At 42.9% G+C, this 17,443-nt stretch carries 16 protein-coding genes and 1 rRNA gene; 4 read left to right on the top strand and 13 right to left on the bottom strand.

What is annotated here, in order from left to right; translation table 11 throughout:
- Position 1: 1 nt before the first annotated feature.
- From pyrF to C0977_RS10165, 4 genes are all read right to left on the bottom strand, one after another.
- A complete protein-coding gene (gene pyrF, locus C0977_RS10150) occupies positions 2 to 715 on the bottom strand; it encodes an orotidine-5'-phosphate decarboxylase (protein WP_101913321.1) in 714 nt (237 codons plus the stop codon).
- A gap of 146 nt (positions 716 to 861) precedes the next feature.
- Positions 862 to 1,365 (bottom strand): hypothetical protein, encoded by a 504-nt coding sequence (locus C0977_RS10155; protein WP_101913307.1) that lies wholly within the window; start codon positions 1,363 to 1,365, stop codon positions 862 to 864.
- 447 nt (positions 1,366 to 1,812) lie between these two features.
- On the bottom strand, positions 1,813 to 2,328 hold the full coding sequence (locus C0977_RS10160) for a hypothetical protein (RefSeq protein ID WP_200814264.1): 516 nt from the start codon (positions 2,326 to 2,328) through the stop codon (positions 1,813 to 1,815).
- Positions 2,329 to 2,426: 98 nt separating this feature from the next.
- Complete coding sequence (locus C0977_RS10165; protein WP_101913308.1) at positions 2,427 to 3,020, bottom strand: DNA-3-methyladenine glycosylase I; 594 nt, start codon at positions 3,018 to 3,020, stop codon at positions 2,427 to 2,429.
- Positions 3,021 to 3,172: 152 nt separating this feature from the next.
- Between C0977_RS10165 and C0977_RS10170 the strand changes: the two genes are divergently transcribed.
- Genes C0977_RS10170 through C0977_RS10180 form a run of 3 tightly spaced genes read left to right on the top strand, consistent with a single transcriptional unit; the run spans position 3,173 to position 6,545 of the window.
- Positions 3,173 to 3,982 carry a hypothetical protein gene (locus C0977_RS10170; RefSeq protein ID WP_101913309.1) on the top strand — a complete coding sequence of 270 codons (810 nt, stop codon included), beginning with the start codon at positions 3,173 to 3,175 and terminating at the stop codon, positions 3,980 to 3,982.
- An 8-nt stretch (positions 3,983 to 3,990) separates the two neighbouring features.
- On the top strand, positions 3,991 to 5,106 hold the full coding sequence (locus C0977_RS10175; RefSeq protein WP_101913310.1) for an ATP-binding protein: 1,116 nt from the start codon (positions 3,991 to 3,993) through the stop codon (positions 5,104 to 5,106).
- Between the two features lie 5 nt (positions 5,107 to 5,111).
- Positions 5,112 to 6,545 carry a VWA-like domain-containing protein gene (locus C0977_RS10180; protein WP_101913311.1) on the top strand — a complete coding sequence of 478 codons (1,434 nt, stop codon included), beginning with the start codon at positions 5,112 to 5,114 and terminating at the stop codon, positions 6,543 to 6,545.
- 473 nt (positions 6,546 to 7,018) lie between these two features.
- On the opposite strand, the gene C0977_RS10185 is transcribed toward C0977_RS10180, so the two are convergent.
- The 6 genes from C0977_RS10185 to C0977_RS10210 all read right to left on the bottom strand — a co-directional run bounded on the left by C0977_RS10185 (position 7,019) and on the right by C0977_RS10210 (position 12,019).
- Positions 7,019 to 7,591, bottom strand: coding sequence for a helix-turn-helix domain-containing protein (locus C0977_RS10185; RefSeq protein WP_036242523.1), 573 nt, complete (start codon positions 7,589 to 7,591; stop codon positions 7,019 to 7,021).
- 649 nt (positions 7,592 to 8,240) lie between these two features.
- Positions 8,241 to 8,924 (bottom strand): hypothetical protein, encoded by a 684-nt coding sequence (locus tag C0977_RS10190; RefSeq protein WP_200814265.1) that lies wholly within the window; start codon positions 8,922 to 8,924, stop codon positions 8,241 to 8,243.
- Positions 8,925 to 8,945: 21 nt separating this feature from the next.
- Positions 8,946 to 9,647: a DUF5058 family protein gene (locus tag C0977_RS10195; RefSeq protein WP_101913312.1), complete on the bottom strand. Its 702-nt coding sequence runs from the start codon at positions 9,645 to 9,647 to the stop codon at positions 8,946 to 8,948.
- A 32-nt stretch (positions 9,648 to 9,679) separates the two neighbouring features.
- A complete protein-coding gene (locus C0977_RS10200) occupies positions 9,680 to 10,858 on the bottom strand; it encodes a M20/M25/M40 family metallo-hydrolase (RefSeq protein WP_101913313.1) in 1,179 nt (392 codons plus the stop codon).
- 13 nt (positions 10,859 to 10,871) lie between these two features.
- Positions 10,872 to 11,369, bottom strand: a complete 498-nt coding sequence (locus C0977_RS10205) for a nucleoside recognition domain-containing protein (RefSeq protein ID WP_101913314.1) — start codon at positions 11,367 to 11,369, stop codon at positions 10,872 to 10,874.
- A 2-nt stretch (positions 11,370 to 11,371) separates the two neighbouring features.
- Positions 11,372 to 12,019 carry a nucleoside recognition domain-containing protein gene (locus C0977_RS10210; RefSeq protein WP_101913315.1) on the bottom strand — a complete coding sequence of 216 codons (648 nt, stop codon included), beginning with the start codon at positions 12,017 to 12,019 and terminating at the stop codon, positions 11,372 to 11,374.
- A gap of 282 nt (positions 12,020 to 12,301) precedes the next feature.
- Here C0977_RS10210 and C0977_RS10215 point away from each other — a divergent pair, with 282 nt between their 5' ends.
- The gene (locus C0977_RS10215; protein ID WP_101913316.1) at positions 12,302 to 13,609 is read left to right on the top strand and encodes a hypothetical protein; all 1,308 of its coding nucleotides are present in this window, start codon (positions 12,302 to 12,304) and stop codon (positions 13,607 to 13,609) included.
- A 243-nt stretch (positions 13,610 to 13,852) separates the two neighbouring features.
- Here C0977_RS10215 and C0977_RS10220 read toward each other — a convergent pair whose 3' ends face one another.
- From C0977_RS10220 to rrf, 3 genes are all read right to left on the bottom strand, one after another.
- Entirely contained in the window at positions 13,853 to 14,758 is a 906-nt protein-coding gene (locus C0977_RS10220; RefSeq protein ID WP_101913317.1) for a glycyl-radical enzyme activating protein, read from the bottom strand.
- Entirely contained in the window at positions 14,745 to 17,108 is a 2,364-nt protein-coding gene (locus C0977_RS10225; protein ID WP_101913318.1) for a glycyl radical protein, read from the bottom strand. Before C0977_RS10225 ends, C0977_RS10220 begins: the two co-directional genes overlap by 14 nt.
- A 210-nt stretch (positions 17,109 to 17,318) precedes the next feature.
- Positions 17,319 to 17,435, bottom strand: a 5S ribosomal RNA gene (gene rrf / locus C0977_RS10230).
- Positions 17,436 to 17,443 lie beyond the last annotated feature (8 nt).

Here is a 17,443-nt window from a genome sequence, read left to right on the forward strand (position 1 = left end):
TTTATGCCTCCTGAATTTCCGCTAAGATTTTTTCTGCCGCCGCCTTCGGATCGTCAGCCTGTGTGATCGGTCTGCCAATAACCAGATAGTCGGCGCCATCCCGCAAGGCCTGCTGTGGCGAAGCAATTCGCTTCTGATCATTGCTCTGCGCAAAAGCCGGCCTGATACCGGGTGTAACGATAAGAAATCCGCCGCCCTCAGCCTGCCGTATAGCCGATGCTTCATGCGGTGAGGAAACGACACCGTCAATGCCGCACTCATGCGCTAACGCGGCCAACCGCTTTACGGAATCGGCAATTCCGTATTTCGCGCCCGTCTCCTGCCAGGACTTTTCATCGATGCTGGTCAGCACGGTCACAGCCAATAGCTTCGGCACGGCGCCGCCCCGGGCCGCCCCTTCCGACCGAACGGCTTCGGCGGCAGCCGCAAGCATGGCTCTGCCGCCGCCGGCATGAAGCGTCATCAAATCGGCACCGAGACGAGTCAAAGCCCGCACGCTCTGCCCAACCGTATTGGGAATGTCATGAAGTTTCAGATCGAGAAAGACGCGTTTGCCCTTTCCTTTCAAATAACGAATCGTTTCGGGGCCGGCACTGTAAAAAAGCTCCATGCCGACCTTATAAAAGGATATACTGTCGCCCAACCTGTCGACCAACCTTTGCATATCGTCGAGCGAGTGAACATCCAACGCCGCAATTATCCTTTCATCTGCCACCATAACGCCTCCTGACGTCATTGAAAATTGCATATCTAAATAATTATGTCATGTTTCAAAACGGGTGTCAAATACGCCGTTCTTCCTCTCTACAGACTGACAAAAAGAGAACCCTCCCTTTGAGACGGTTCTCCCTGCCTAATCATTCAAATTCTTTGATAAAATGAATCTTGGTAAACTCGTTCGTTGCGCTGTAAGAAGGAATTATACCAGAGTTTGCCGCCATAGAAACGCCGTCCATAGGCCAGATAAAACGCCATTTCTCCTGCCGGCATAGAAAACCCCGTTTCGGCCCAGCTTCCCATCGGCTTCAAGTAACGCCAATTGGAGGTACCGTCCCTGTCGACATACATCTGCCGCAAATCCCAGTTATAGAAAAATCGCTTCGTCATTACTTTACTGATTGTCTTATTGCCCCTGTCTGCCGCCTGAACAGTACAGACATTAACGGCAATGATGTACTGCGGCGGCGCGTACTGTTCAACGATCAGCGAACTCTTATCCAAATACCAAGCCGTCCCCATGTGCCCATCGACGAAAACAAAATTATGATCTCCATTGAGATGGTAATCATAGGCTGCCTGCAACGGCAGTACACTCCCTAAGACGAAAAATCCTATCAACAAAATGAAAGCCCGTAATTTTTTCATCGTGTCGGCTCCTTTTACTTGTCTATACTCACGTTTATTTTTTCAGTGTATCATGTCCCGTAAATTTAGACAATATAGCAAAGGCGCATAACTTCCGGTGCAGGATTACAAGCCATATGTTACGCCAGTAGTAGCACTTTCTTTGTACTGTGATTTACGTGCTCATCCCAAACCGTCTCCAAGGAGACTCTCCATAAACAGCTTAACACAAGCTATCCGTTTTCGCCTATGCACCGACGCCTGCGATGTAACCAAGGCTGCCCGTCAATATCTGACGAACTTACAAAGCAACGGCTATTTGCCGTACATGACCGTACAACAAATCGGCAGACCGCCGGAGGCACTCGGTCGATAAACGACAGCAACTGCAAAAGGCCCGTCAAAACTCGCGTACGCCCGATAAAAAAAGGGCAGCCATGACAGGCTGCCTTTTTTTTCTTATGCGCATCAGTTGGCATTGGCATAAAAATCATCGGTAAACACGGAATAATACGAGTCCCCATAACTGTCGTATATTTTCTTGCTGCCGTAGAACCGCAGACCACAAACCGTATAGAAGGCCATTTCTCCCGCCGGCATAACGATGCCCGTCTCGGCCCACGACCCCTGCGGATCCAGATACCGCCAATCGGCATCGCCGTTTCTGTCGACATACATTTCCAATAACTCCCAGTTATAGAAGAACCGCTTCGTCTCTACCCTGCTGATAGCCGTATTCCCCCGATCAGCTCTCTCCACGGTACAGATATCGGCAATAATGATACATTGCGGCGGCTCATAGCGTTCAACATACAGCGAATCCTTATCCAAATACCAGGCCGTCCCCATATGACCGTCAACAAGAATATACCGCTCATTACCGCCCAGATGGGCCCCGTAAGGATTCTCGTTGGCGAAGGCATTTCCGCCGGCAAGGAGTAAACAGCATACGTATAACCAAGCGATGAGAAACAACTTTTTCATAAAAATTCTCCTTTCATGACAATAGCCGTCCCGACCATATCAGTCGTAACCGATCACCTTACCGCTAATATAAAAAAATATTGCGCAAACGGTTTCCTTTACTCATCATTTACCCTGACCGGTTTTCTGTTTTTCGTCAAAATGGCGCGGCGGAAGCATTCTTTGCTATGATCGTTAATAATACCGCAGGCCTGAAGATGCGAGTATATGGTCACCGGCCCTACATAAGTAAAGCCCCGCCTTTTGAGATCCTTGGCAATTCGTTCGGAGAGCTTATTTTTAGGCGGGATCCTGCCTTCTTCATGTTCCTTGTAGGTTACGACATTTCCTTGCGTAAAATGCCAAAGGTACTCGCTGAACGTGCCGAATGCTTGCTGCACTTGCCGTACTGCACCGGCATTGGCAATAACGGCCTTAATTTTCCGCGGCGAACGAATCATGCCATTGATCGCCAAGATGCGGTTTATGTCGCATTCATCGTAAGCAGCAATGGTGTCAATCGCGAAGTCCTCAAAAGCAGCCCGAATGATTTCTCTCTTTTGCAAAACCGTATTCCAACTCAAACCGCACTGCATGACTTCAAGCGTAAGAAACTCGAACTGCTTCGTATCGTCAAAAACGGGTACGCCCCATTCCTCATCATGATAGGTACGCATTTTTTCGTTTATTTCGCTCCACGAGCATCGTCTCATATCAATCCCTCCTTCTACAAGTATGACGATGAGCGGCCGTTCCGTCAATATCGGATGAAATTGCCAAAAGGCTTTCTCTTTACGCCCTGATCTGTGATATAATGATAACTAATAACAGTTCTCCATATACTATTACCGAAAAGGAACTCACTATGGACAGCAAAAAATATGAAAAAATGATAGAAATCAATCCTTATGTAATCAAATCAATCGAAAACCCGACAGAGGAAATGAAACTCCTCGCCGTCAGCCGCAACGGTCTTGTCTTGCAATATATTGATGCCCCGTCGCGACAGATGCAGGAAATTGCCGTCGCCAACACGGCGCGGGCCATTCAATTCATTGCGGATCCTGCCGAGGAATTACTGGAAAAGGCCGTTTCCATGGGCTGGAACAACTTGGAATATATTAAAGACCCGTCAGATAAATTGATCCGGATGGCATTGACTCAATCTGGCTGGGCCATTAAATATGTTCCCGACCCGTCGGAAGAACTGCAACTGCTGGCCGTTTCCAAAAATTTTGACGCCATCAAATACATTGACAACCCGTCACAAAAAGTACAGGATGCGGCCGCTCGACTGAACTATAGAGCATTGCAGTACATACAGTCGCCGACGTTGCAAACGAAATGCACAGCCGTAAAGACCAGTGAACAGGCGTTACAGTTGATGTCCAACGTGACGAAAGAGCAGTTTCTCACCTTCCTGGGCATCAACATTCTCGTCATCAAATATATTCCTCGCAATATCGCCATTACCACGGAAGAAATCAAAGAAGTCTTGCAACGCGTCCTTTCCCGCGAAGATGTCGATGAAGATTATGTCCGCAATTACGTCAATTCCGGAGCGATTGACACCTTTACAGGCATGATGCCGCTCGCCAAGCTCATGTTCATTTATGAGACGGGAAGCAAAAAAACAAAAAAAATAACAGTTGATGAAAGGTTAAAAACGAACTAGGTGATCTTATGAATTTTTCAGATACGTTGCAAAGCATAGAACTGGTGCTAGCCGCCCGTGAAGTACCGCTCTTAGTCGGCGAAACCGGTATCGGCAAAACGACACTGGCACGGGAGTTGGCCCGGAAAAACGACTGGACGCTGGTCACGATCGACGGCAATCTTCTTAAAGAAGGAGAAATCGGCGGCTTGCCGACAGTGGAAACCTATAGGAAAAAAGGAGCGGACGGCACCGTATCGGCGGAAAAAGCGACGGTTTACGCCGTTCATCACACGTTGCGTCTAATCGACAAAGAACGGGAAGCCGGCAACACGGTACTCCTGTTCATTGACGAGATCAACCGCTGTGAGCATGCCGTACAGCAAGAACTGATGAATCTCATCTTAAATCGCGAAATCAACGGCTATGTCCTTCATGATGATGTCAAAATCGTCGCCGCCATGAATCCTGCCCAAACGTACGATTACCAAACGGTGGAAATGGATGCGGCACAGGAAAACCGCTTTGTCTGGCTTTACATGGAACCCGATTATCTCCAATGGCTGAATTGGGCTTCGCAAGCCGGCATTGCCGATAAGGTCATGGAATTTATTTCCACCTATCCGGAATACCTGTGCCGCAAAAACGAAGATGACATTAACGCTACGCCGCGCAGCTATGAGCGGATTTCCGGCTTATACCGCCTCTATACGGAACATAGAGGCACCATTTCCAAGGCCGTCTTTTATAACGTTATTCAGGGGAATGTCGGCAAGGTGATCGCTGAAGAATTCGTCCATTTTATCGAAAATGACAGCACGCCGCTGATCTCATATGACGATGTCTTCACGCCGTCCTTATTCAGCCGGGAATTAGCCGAACGCATCGAAAAAGAAAGTCATACCCGCCTCTACTTGACGGCAAAAAACATCTTGCGCCGCCTGGAAAACGTACTTGCCGTTCATCAGGAAGATCGTACTGAAAAGCTCGACCGACTTGTCGCTTTTCTGCAAGCCTATCCTGTCGACCTGATGATCGGCGTCATGAAAGATATGCGCAGCAACGCGCCTGCCGTATATGCTGCCGCACTGGATCACGACGCCTTTATCAATGCCTATTTTGCGGCGTATAAAAAAATTCGGTAACGCCTATGAATACGAATCTGCTCAGTGACATTCTCCTGTTGTATCAAGACGTAGCCGTCCTTGTCGACGAATATAAAGCAACAGAACATAAAAAGGATATGCCCTTGCCGCCATTAACGCTGCCCCCGGACATGAGCGAGCGATTTGACGCAATCCTCGCCAAAATCAACTTACGTCTCATGGACGACAGCGATAATTTTTACGGCTATTTTCTCTTCCAAATGGGAAAAAGCTTTCGCTTTGATATTGCGTCTCCTTCCGCCGTCACCTTCAAAAACGGAAAATATGTCATGCATTTTAATCCGTATATTTTCCTGGCACTGACAATCGAACAGATGGAAAGCGACATAAAACATGAAATTATTCATATTCTGTCACTCCATCTCATGCGGGCGAAAGAAATGCGCACCAAATACAGCAAGCTGGCCGTCAATCTGGCTATGGATATTGCCGCCAACATGTATCTGGACAACGTGCCGCCTGATTCGGCAACCTTAGCCTGGGTCAATATGGCCTACACGAGCGACGCCCCGATGGCGCCATACGAAACGTATGAATTGTACGCCGAACGTATCCAAGAAGAACTAAATAAGTTTAAATTGACGGAAGATGCCTGCGATCCCGGCAGCAGCCGAAACGACATGATTCAAGAAAAATATGATCCCGAAGACACGCACGATATCTGGGATGAATCAGATGACGCGGACGAAGACATAATCAAAGCATTTACGCAAACATACATCGAAAATGCCCGCAAGGGGGAACTCCCTAACTATTTGGAAAGCATGCTCGCAACACTGAAAGAGGATCATCAAGGCCTTCCCTGGGACTGGTACTTGAAGAAGCTCGTCGGCTCCGTCACAGCCGGTAAAAAAAAGACGACGACTCGACGCAACCGGCGTCAGCCGGAACGACTTGATCTGCCAGGCCAGCTCAAAGGCCATAAGGCGAAAATCTTTATCGCCCTCGATATTAGCGGCAGCATCAGCGACGGTGAATTCAAACAGGCAATGGAAGAAGTATTGCAAATCGTCCGTTCCTGCAATCATGAAATCACGATTGTCGAATGTGACGATCATATCCGGCGTGTTTATGCGGTGAACACGATCCATGACCTGAAGGAGCGCCTGAAAATCAGAGGCAGTACCGCTTTCTCCCCCGTCTTCGAATACGCCAACAGTCAACATATTGATCTTCTGGTCTACTTTACGGACGGTGTCGGCGAAGCGACACTGAAAACGAAGCCAAGAGGCTATAAACCGCTTTGGATCCTTTCCGGACACAGCGACGCCCTATCCATCGCAACGCCCTACGGCATGGTAAAACGGCTCAAACCGATTGACGACGAAGACCTTTATAACTTTGACGATGTTCAAAAAGGCGGCTTCGATATGAACAATCAAGAACGGATCAGCGTCGCCATGGACAGACGGTTATAAAACAGCCTGAGCGCGGCAACGAAAGCAATCTGCCGTCGTCTTTTCTCCACCGGTTAACAAGTTCTCGGCTAAATGGAAAGTCCACCATATGCTTCTGTCGGCAAGCCGTTCTCTTGCGGCCTCATTCCTGACTGCAGGCGAATACATGCTGGCATCAATACTCCCGTAAGTATCTTCATCGAATTCCCTAACGACATTTTTCCTGGCAATGTTCCACTGCAAGCGCCACTGCCACACGATCCCGCGCGTAAACAATTATCGCTATTGGTACCGCCGTTCGTCAATACTGCCGCATAGATTAGTCCCCATGCCGCCATTCTTCCCCTATGGCCTTCTTCCCGGATCCGGAATTACAACATCGTTGTTGGCATATTTGCGCAACATATTCGCCTTCTCATTCTTCTCATTGCCTGCAACCGTAAATCCCCTAATACCTTAGGGGATTTTATTTATCAGCCCTAATAATATTGCTATTAATATTTCATTATATTCTGAAATACAACGTTTTTATCTGTCCTATTTTCATAACAATGAGAGATATTCGCGTGAAAATTAATTTTTGCCGGCGCTGCTAAAGTGAATACTTGCTGTTCCAACTGCAATGTTAACGTTCCTTCCGTCACGATGATGTATTCTTCTGAAGCGCTGCGATGCGGCTCTGACGGATGCTTTGCCCCCGGCTGCAAAATAATATAAAAATACTCAAAGCCATTGACCGGATTAAAGGGAAAAACAGTATAGAGAATCATCTGTTTATTTTCATCATAAACCGGTTTTAAATCCTTCATGATCTCGACGGCTTTATAATCTTGCACTTGATCGTTCAATAAGGTAGACAAAGAGATTTGTAGTCCTTTCGAAATTTTCCATAAAACGGAAACCGTCGGAATGGAAACGCCCCGCTCAATCTGACCCAACATGGCCTTGCTGACTCCTGTCAAAGCCGATACATTGTCCAGCGTAAGCTCTCGCTCAAAGCGAATTTTCTTCAGTACCTTCCCTATTTCTCTGGTAGGATCATCATCGATAAAAAGATTTTTTTCCATTTTCCACATGCATGATAACGAGTAAAGACACCTTATCATGTTCCTTTCTTTTCCTATCTTTCAACCTAATTAAAACAAGAACAATTAACGATATTCTTCTCAACAATATACGCCATTTGTTTATAAAAAGATTGCCAGTTGATATACTTTTTTAATTTTACCTCTTACAGAAATACGCCGTCAAGAATAGTAAGAATAAATTGATGGGGGCGCAAAACAAATTCGGCGCAAGATCGTTCCTCCTATTCAGAAGGGCATGATTTTTTCTTCCTATACCCGTCATTGTAAAACAACTATGGAACCCATAAATTAAGCAAAAGCAAACAACTTTAGATATATAATGACTCTGGTTCCCCTTTACTAAGGATAGAGTAACTAATATCCCTTTGCCGATTCATCATCTGTACCTAAAGCATTGTCTATTCTTTCCGTGTATATCGAATGAAAGATACTCACGTCCATAAAACGATATGGAAAATAACAAAAAACACAGCAAACTTAATCAATATTTCCCATGATGCTTAATAAAATACAATTTAATTGTATAAAAACAGAGCGATGCTCAGAATCTTATTCTTCATCGCACCGCTCGCTGTCTCTTTTCTGAACTATATTTAATTATAACCTATCTGACTTGAAAGTATAGCTGCTAGTTTTGTTTAGACGGATTCTTTATAGACAGATTAAAATAAACTCTCGCAATAATAACCCCACCTACAATAATAAAAATATTCAGAAGCCACCCTGGTAACTGCACTAATTCCCATAGATAGGACGTCACTATCGCAAAAATAATGGTCCAAGCGCCCATCCCTAGATTTTTACATGCCAGTTGAACATATACGGCTCCAAATACAGCCGTCAACACATATTTAAAAGAATGTTGAATGAACGGAGGTAAAACATCTAATATTCCTTGTCCGACAAACACAAATATCGTGACCATGATAACCGACGTAATGATACTGCCAGCTACCCCAATAGTCGAAATGACATCGCCTTCAGGCGTACTGGGTTCTACGTTCGCGGCCTTTTGTGCCATTGTCGCACTGGGACAACGAATATCAGCATTACTGCCGGCAATCCATCCCAAGTAAGAGCCACTAACACCTAATAAGCTAAAATAGGTAATTGGCTGTACTAACCAAGATGCGCCAAAGGTAACAGCCAAAACAGCCCAAATTTTTAAAACATCTCCTGCAGGAGGCATAATTCCATATATTAAATACACATACAGTGCCGGAGCAAAGTTTGCTATTCCCGAACAAATCATGGCAATAGTACCAATACGAATAGCCTTTTGATTATAGCTCATACCAATTAAATCGGACATGAAGTATCCTCTCCTCTAATACTATCCAAAAACAGCCGTCGTAACTAACATTCCTATCAACATCGATAATCCCAGCGCTAACTCTTGCAGTCTCGCATGCTTTGCGAAAATTTTCGAAATAATTAACATAGAAATTGCGGATATTGCAGTTGCACACCATAATCCCGGCTTTAGAGAAACTAGTTGTCGAGACGTCAAATAGGCAAAAAGCCCCACCGTTGCACCTGATAAAGCTAGTTTCACCCAAACAGGATCGTATTTCTTATTTAACTTTGTAACATATTTACTCATACCTGGAGTCAAAATAAGTGTAACTAAAATCCAGCCAAAATTATTTAATGCCATTCCCCATAACGCATAAGCAAAGCCTTTTATGCCGAACCCAGCCGACTGTGGGTCAAGTCCCACTACCCCGGCAGCCAAAGAAATTGCAGCAATCTCGGTCCTCGCTGCGCCAACATCATTTAATCTCATCCATGTGGTTGGCGCTCCCACCACCGCAATTAAAGCAAAAGCGATAATAACAGGAGATAGAGACGGCCCAATGGCAGTAATCATAGCCGATCTCAAACCAGCTATACAGCGTCTTTTCTCTAATCCTATTTTTTCAGCCTCTGCAAACGATACCTTCAAATATACTATAGCGGATATGAGTAAAACGATAATCATCAAACTCGAAATTGCCCATAATCCAGGACTATTCAGGATTGCCGTTTCTTCCATTGAATTCACTCCCTATCAAAAATTTTCATGATTTAAAAATTCAAAGCTCCTGCATCAACAATAGCGGCTGTAAACCACTTAACCCTGTCATAAAGAGAGCTTACGACAGCAAATTCCCGAAGCGTATGGTTCCAATTTCCTCTCACGCCACAAGAACACAACACAGGCGTTCCCGCTTGTTGTATAAAGGTAGCATCCGAACAGCCACCAACTTGCACAGGTGTTGTATCGGGATAATTATATTTTCGGGCTACATCAGCCATAAAATCATATAATGCCATAATTTTGTGATCAGTTTCAAGAGGAGTAAATAAATTCAATTCCGTATATGTGCAACTTGTTCCTCCTACGTAGTTCTTTTCGCAAATTTGTCTTACAGCCTCTTTAACTCGATTCAATTCTTTTACTGTTTTAAAGCGAATATCTAATTGGCACATACACTCTGCCGGGACTGCGTTGGGAATGGTACCGCCTTTTATAACCCCGGTATTAACGGTAGTCCCTTTTTCAATATCTGTTAATGATTGAAATGCAAGTACTTTATGCGCCATTTCCTCAATAGAACTAATCCCGTCCAAGAATGCTGCTCCAGCATGCGCTGACCTTCCCTTGACAAATACGTCAATGCCCAAACGACCTTTTCTTCCTACTGCCAAACCGTTATCCATGAGACCAGTTTCCATATTCAATGCAAAAAGACAATGTTTTGAATTCTCCTTAATAAGATCTGCCACATTTGTAAAATGGTGTAGCCCCTCTTCGTCCGGCGCAAATAAAATTTTTAGTGGTCGCTCATTATATCCAATGGAATTCAATGCTTTAACAACATACAATGAAATTAAAATACCGCCTTTCATATCTAATACTCCCGGTCCATATGCATTCCCATCCTTAACCGTAAACGGTTCCTCCGGGTATAAATCAGAAGCCAATGCGGTATCCATATGTCCGCTAAATAAAATAGCTTCTTTATCCCGATTTTCGCCTAATGTTCCCATCAGTAATTTCCCGTATTCCGGAGCAACATCGACAAGTTCACAAAGAAACCCTTCATCTTCAAATTCTTTTTTCAACCAGACTGCCACTGCACTCACAGCATCGGCATCTCGCCAAAAATCCTTAAGATTAATCAATTCCTGGTACTTTTCAATCATTTCATCTTGATGCGAATCAACATACTGCTCAATTCTGTTTAACACTTCTTTTTCCATTTATAAAGCCTCCTTATATTCCTATCATCATCAAAAACACTCGCATAAGCCACATAGATATAAATGCATCAAAAATAGGCAAAAACAATAAAAGATTATGCCATTTTTCATTCACCTCAGCTACGATGATGACTCGAACAAAACCTGCCAATAATGTCCCCATGGTGATAACGGCGGGAAACAGTATAGTCGCCTGCAGCGCTGTTAATTGTCCTGTTTCAACCATAGTCGCTACAGTGGCGACGCCTGCCGCCTTAGCAAAAAAGGCCGCTATTAATGCTACAATTGCTTCTCCAGGCAATCCAAATACAGCCATGAGCGGCGCCACCAGATTCCCAATAATTACCATTAACCCCGTAATAGTTAAAAATTGAACCAGAACGTACGCCAAAATTAACGCAGGCGTCACAATTTCTGCACATAAATAAAAGCCCTTTTTAGCTCCTGCCATAAACAGCCCTATTATATTGGGATTATGTTCTTTATTGACTATGCCCTCTGACTGTCCCATTATTATGTCGCCCCTTTCTTGGCAAATTGATGCTTCTTTTTAATGAGAATATAACCGCGGACGACATTGGCCCCAATAACTTTAACGATAAAAATGCTCGCAATAACAATTCCAATAGGGCAAATACAAATAGGAATAAGTGCGGCGCCGCTACCAAAAATATTACTGATCAGCCCGGATCCTGCAATCTGATATGAAGCGAAAATGGCTCGTTCGTCATCTGTAATCAAGTTGTTATCTGATAAATTTTTAGTCATTACCGCTGCTGCGTCCGTACTAGTAAAACTACTGACGAATGCTAACCCTGTCGTTCCAGGGATACCCATCAGTGGCTTTAGGATATACTTAAATACCTTTTCCGCTGCAAGCAATGCGCCTAAATGTTCCGCAACATTAATTAGCCCCAAAGAAAACATCACTGTTGGAAATAATGTTAATGCAAAAAGGAATCCGCCACTAGCTCCTGTTCCTCCCTTTCCAATGAAAGTATCCCCTTGTCCGATATGACCAAAATTTCCGATAAGAACCTGAAAGTCAACAGCTCTTAACGGCGAATCAGAATGAGTAAAAATACCAGAAAAAGCGACTACCAAAAGCATAAGGGAGAACCAACTTTTCCATGTTAACTTACTCCGCTCTTGTTTATTCATCAGAATCACCTCCCGACTAGCATCAATATCCCGGACTTAGAACTCACTTAAATAGCTATTTCTATCCCTTTATCATTCATCAAAAATATTATAAAATAACTTATAAATGTAATTTCTCACAAATATTTTCAACAATTCCTATTTATGATACAAGGTAATTTATGATTTTACTTAAGCTCATTCTATATTAGGGCTTATGTCTTTTATAGTGTTTAATTGTTGAATTATATTCTTTTATCATTCTTTATTTCGTCTCTATTTTTTTTAGAAAGAGGCCTTACAATGCGCATAGCTCTATTGGTCCCCGAAAAAATGTTATCTACGGAAATAACGCTATTAAAAGAGAAATTCCCAGAATTATTATTGGATTTCATATTCTATTCTTCTGTTTTCAAAATCCCCAACATCTTTTCAGGCCAACAAAAAGAATATGATGCAGTATTATTTTTTGGAAAAACAACGTTAAATTACGTCGCCTCGAAACTTACACCGACAATCCCCTGGTACGTAATTCCCCGAGATACGGCAAGCCTACTCCAACTTCTTTTTAAGATTTCTCTCACAGGCTATAATTTATACAGATTAGTTACGGATATGCCTGAAAATGAATTGACCATCATAAAAGATGCCTATAGCGAATCAAATATTCCCCTCCAAAAGCTAACCTTGATTCAACCTCCTACATTTATTTTTGATGAAGTATTTTATAATCATTTAACTGATTTCTATATAAATGATTACAAACATAATACAAATTCCACATATATAACGATATACTCCGATGTATATAAAAAATTACAAAACCGAGGAATTCCAATTCTATTTGCCAGTTCTTCTTTAACAGATATCTCTAACAGTATTGAAAAGGCCCATACAAATTTTTTATTACATGCCAGCCGGGAAAGCCAAATTATTATTATTCATGCGGCCATAGATGAACTCAACACCTTTTCGCCTATTATTGAAGACGAATACCAGATGGCAATGGAGAATTTAAATATCGCTAAATATATTTATTCGTTTGCTCGAAAAATACAAGGAGCCGTTTTTGCAATCAGAGAAACTGAATATTTGATTTTTTCTACGCGTTCAATTGTTGAACATCAGACAAATAAATTTAATGATTTTACTTTAGCGCATGATGTAAAAAAACACACGGCAAGAACGCTCAGTATCGGATTAGGCTTTGGAAAGACCGCTACTGAAGCCAAAAATCATGCCTACATCGGTTTGAAAAGATCTCAAGAATCAGGCGGTAATCAAATTTTCCTCGTATACGATAAAAATACGATTCGTGGCCCCTTGAATACTCCGCCTAAATTAGACCCGATTATTTATGACCATTTTCAAGAAATCTCCAGCAGAGTCGGTATCAGCCCATTTACATTAAGCCAAATACATAAATTGTTAACAGAAAGAGGAATTCAAGAATGTACAGTAGCTCAGCTTTCCGATTATTTACAGATTTCTAAACGAGCCGTTAATAGGATTGTTTTAAAATTGCTGGACAATAACTACTGCATCGAAATAGGCCGACAATATCATCATAAAGCCGGTAGACCTTCCAGAATTTTAAAGTTCAAAATATAATCTGTAAAAAACTCCTGAGAGATTCCTCTTCTTTAACGTAATATCGGCTTGATGGCGCCCCCACTTTCGCTTACCTTTCAGAACCTATTAATTTTCTGCGATTATTTCCTCATGTAAGCTAAAATAAAAGCAGCGCCATATTGCGAACAACAAGTTCACAATATGGCGCTGCTTTAACTGTCATAACAGAATACACTGCCAATCCATCTCAGATTAGATCGCTCCTATTTAGAAAGAAAGGAGTCATTTATACGAGATGACACGTACTCCTTCATTTTCTATTACTGTAACCAAGGAATTCATGTAGTCTCTATCCGGTGTATCAAAACGAGAAAAATCACGATCCATTCCTAATTGTTTGAATTTATCTTCTCCATAATGATGGTAAGGCAACAATTCCATGCAAGGGTCTTGTACATTATTTCTGACAAATTTAGCGGTTGCTCGGATATTATCAATATCCGCATTAACACCTACAATAGTAGGGACTCTAACCACAATTCCTTTCCTTTTTTCCCCCAATCGCGAGATGTTATTCAAGATCAGATCATTATCGACACCTGTAAAAAATCTATGCTTAGCTGAATCCATCAATTTTATATCTATGAAAACTAAATCCAGTTTAGCAAAGGTTTCTTCCATCTCAGCCAATGAAAAGTAGCCGCTCGTTTCTATTGCCTGGTTTAAACCTAAATCGTAAACGGCATTAACCAGCTCATTCAAAAATACGGGCTGCATCGTACACTCTCCACCAGAATAAGTTACTCCACCTCTGGATCCGTAAAAAAATTGCATTTGCGATTCCAATTGTTTAATTACTTCTTCTACCGTAACCTCAGTAGTTGTATTTTTCCTGGCCTTTTCCAAACAAACTGCGGTACACTTTCCGCAAGCGGTGCATTTCTTGCGTTCGTCAGGAGTATTCAAATCAATTCCTACACCTTCCGGACATACCTCCTTACACCGTCCACAGGAAACGCAACGGGAAGAGATATACAGAATCTTATTCCCAGAAGTGTACCCTTCTGAATTCGCACACCACTGACAGCGAAGAGGACAACCGGAAAAAAATATCGTTGTCCTTAATCCTTCGCCATCATTGACGGAAAAGTTCTGGAGTTGCAAAATTTTCCCGTTAGAAGGCATCATGAACTGACCGCCTGATAATGGAATCCTGAAGTCGCTTAGATAGATGCACAAATTGTGTGCTATATCCCGCTACACGAACCAATAAGTCCTTATAATTATCCGGATTTTTTTGTGCGTCAAGTAATGTTTCCGTAGATAAAGTGTTAAATTGTACATGGAAGGCGCCCATATCAAAAAACGATTGTACTGCCGCCGCCAAATTACTACGTCCCCGTTTTGTTTCCACTAAATCATGACTTAATCGCAAGTTTAAAAGAGTTCCGCCAGAATGGATATCTTGATTCATTTTGGCGCAAGATTTCATCGCTGCCAATGGGGTGGAGGTGTCAGTCCCTCCCACAGGGGATACCCCTTCCGAGATCGGATCCATCGCATTTCTGCCGGACGCCGATGCCCCCAAAACCTTACCGGTTGGAATAAAATTGGAAATCCCCATAAAGGCCGTCGTAAACGAATTTCCATAGTAATCACGATATTTTATGGTTTCTTCATAATAGTGATTTTCTATCCGTTTCGCAATATCATCTACATAATCATCATCATTTCCATATTTCGGGCAATCCAGCGCCTGCTTCTGCAATAATTCATATCCGTCCCAGTTCTTATCGCAAGCATCGAAGAGTTCTTCAATAGTACACACCTTATCTTCAAAAACAAGTTTTTTAATTGCCGCCAAGCTATTTGCCGACTCGGCCAATCCTATCCCCGTAAGAACAGGTCCGATATTATATTTGGCACCACCATCGACGATATCTTTGCCCTGCCTGATGCAAGACTCGGACAAAGCCGAGAAGAACGGCCGAGGAATATACGCGCGTTGTAATTTTTGGGCAAGTATAGAAGACTCTACAGCTACAGCGATTAAATTATCAAACTGTTTGTAATAAGCATCAGCCAATTCTTCATACGATTTAAAATTTCTATCCATAGGAATACCCATCTGTTTGCCATCCAGACGGCTTTTCCCACAGTTTGTCGCATATTCCATTGCCGCACTGAAATTGACATTAGCGGTACTTGTCCATTCAAAAGTCTTACGGAAGTGCGGGACCACACACCCGCAGTTGTTCCAATCACGGGCATCTTCCGTTTCATACCCTAAATTTTTCAACATCATATATCCGGTTTTATCACTATGAATGGCAGGAAAACCAGTCCCCTGTGCAACGAGTTCCATGACTTTATCGACAAATTCTCTCGGGCTGTCGTGAGAAATTCTTACGGATAACCCCGGTTGATGCGTCTTGACTTCACTTGTCGCCTGTAAGGCAAGATATGACAATTCATTGGTGGCATCTTTACCGGAACGATCGCAGCCGCCGACGGTTAAATTTTGAAACTGATTGTAACCGGCGAAAAAATCTGCCGTATTGGCGGATATGGTCCAAACCCATTCAGACAATTTTAACCAATAGCATTCTATTAATTCCAGAATTCCCTCTTTATCGTGAAGTTTATGAACCATATCATATTGATAATACGGATACATATATTGATCAAATCTACCCGGATTGAGAGACAAGGGATTTTCCATGATAATCCCTCCCCATTGATAAAACCAAATCATTTGGAGAGCTTCCTGGAAGGTAGTCGGTCTTTCTGCGGGAATTTTATCGCAAATTTGTGCAATCTGTTCTAGCTCAGCTCTACGTACGGGATCGTTTTCAAGCGCAGCAAGTCGCTTCGCTTCTAACGCATATCTCTTTCCTAACGTAATCATCCCTTCACCGCAAAGAATCACAGATTGATAGAAATCACGCTTTTCCAGTCCATCAGGACTGGTGAATTTAACTTGGTTAAGCTTATCCTTACATTCATCGATAATCCCTTGCCAACCTTTTTTAAAAAGCACATCCTGATAGTCCGGTGTTATTTCGCCAACCGATTGTCTCCATTTTGAATCGGTGTCAACAATTCCCGTATCTACGCCTACTTTTGCCGTTTCAGGAGATACTTGCGACAGAAATGCTTCTTCTACCGATTTCCCCTTCCAATAGGGAAATATCTCTTTACGAACAAAATCTCTTTGTTCAGCACTCATTTGATAAGGATCCTGCTCTCTGGTAGAAAAATTATCCATTTCCTTCTCCACCCAAGTCCAAGAGAATTCCGGAGTTAAAATACCACACTTTCTGAACTCTCCAATCGCGCCGACAATGAGTTCTCCTTCAAAAATATGGACTTCAATTTGTTCGCAAACATCTTTAAACGCTTTTGCCCTTCTCATAATTGCTGATTGCCCTTCAGACTTTTTATACGATTCGGTCCATATGCGTGCTCGTTCGTAAGATATAGCAGGCATATCGTTTACATACGCATCCTTAGCTTTCCGAATTCTTTCCGTCAACATGAGTATCCCCTCCTGACATATAATTCTACGCTTAAACCCACATATGACTATGTGTTTCGTTCAATATACCATTGCATATAATATATGTCAATAATTATTGCATAAATAATATGTTATAGCATCCCATCGAATCGACACGATAGTAACGATCAACACCCCATTGGTGACAAAAAAAGAGAGACACACGATTGTGTGTCTCTCTTTTTTCGTAATCAGCAACTTCCTATCCTCCCAGGGGGCCTCCCCCCAAGTACGTTCGGCGTTTGTAGGCTTAACTGCTGTGTTCGGTATGGGAACAGGTGGATCCCTACAGCTATCGTCACTGAATTCCTCTC

It is taken from the genome of Megasphaera vaginalis (ex Bordigoni et al. 2020) (genome assembly GCF_900240295.1).
Taxonomy (GTDB): domain Bacteria; phylum Bacillota; class Negativicutes; order Veillonellales; family Megasphaeraceae; genus Megasphaera; species Megasphaera vaginalis.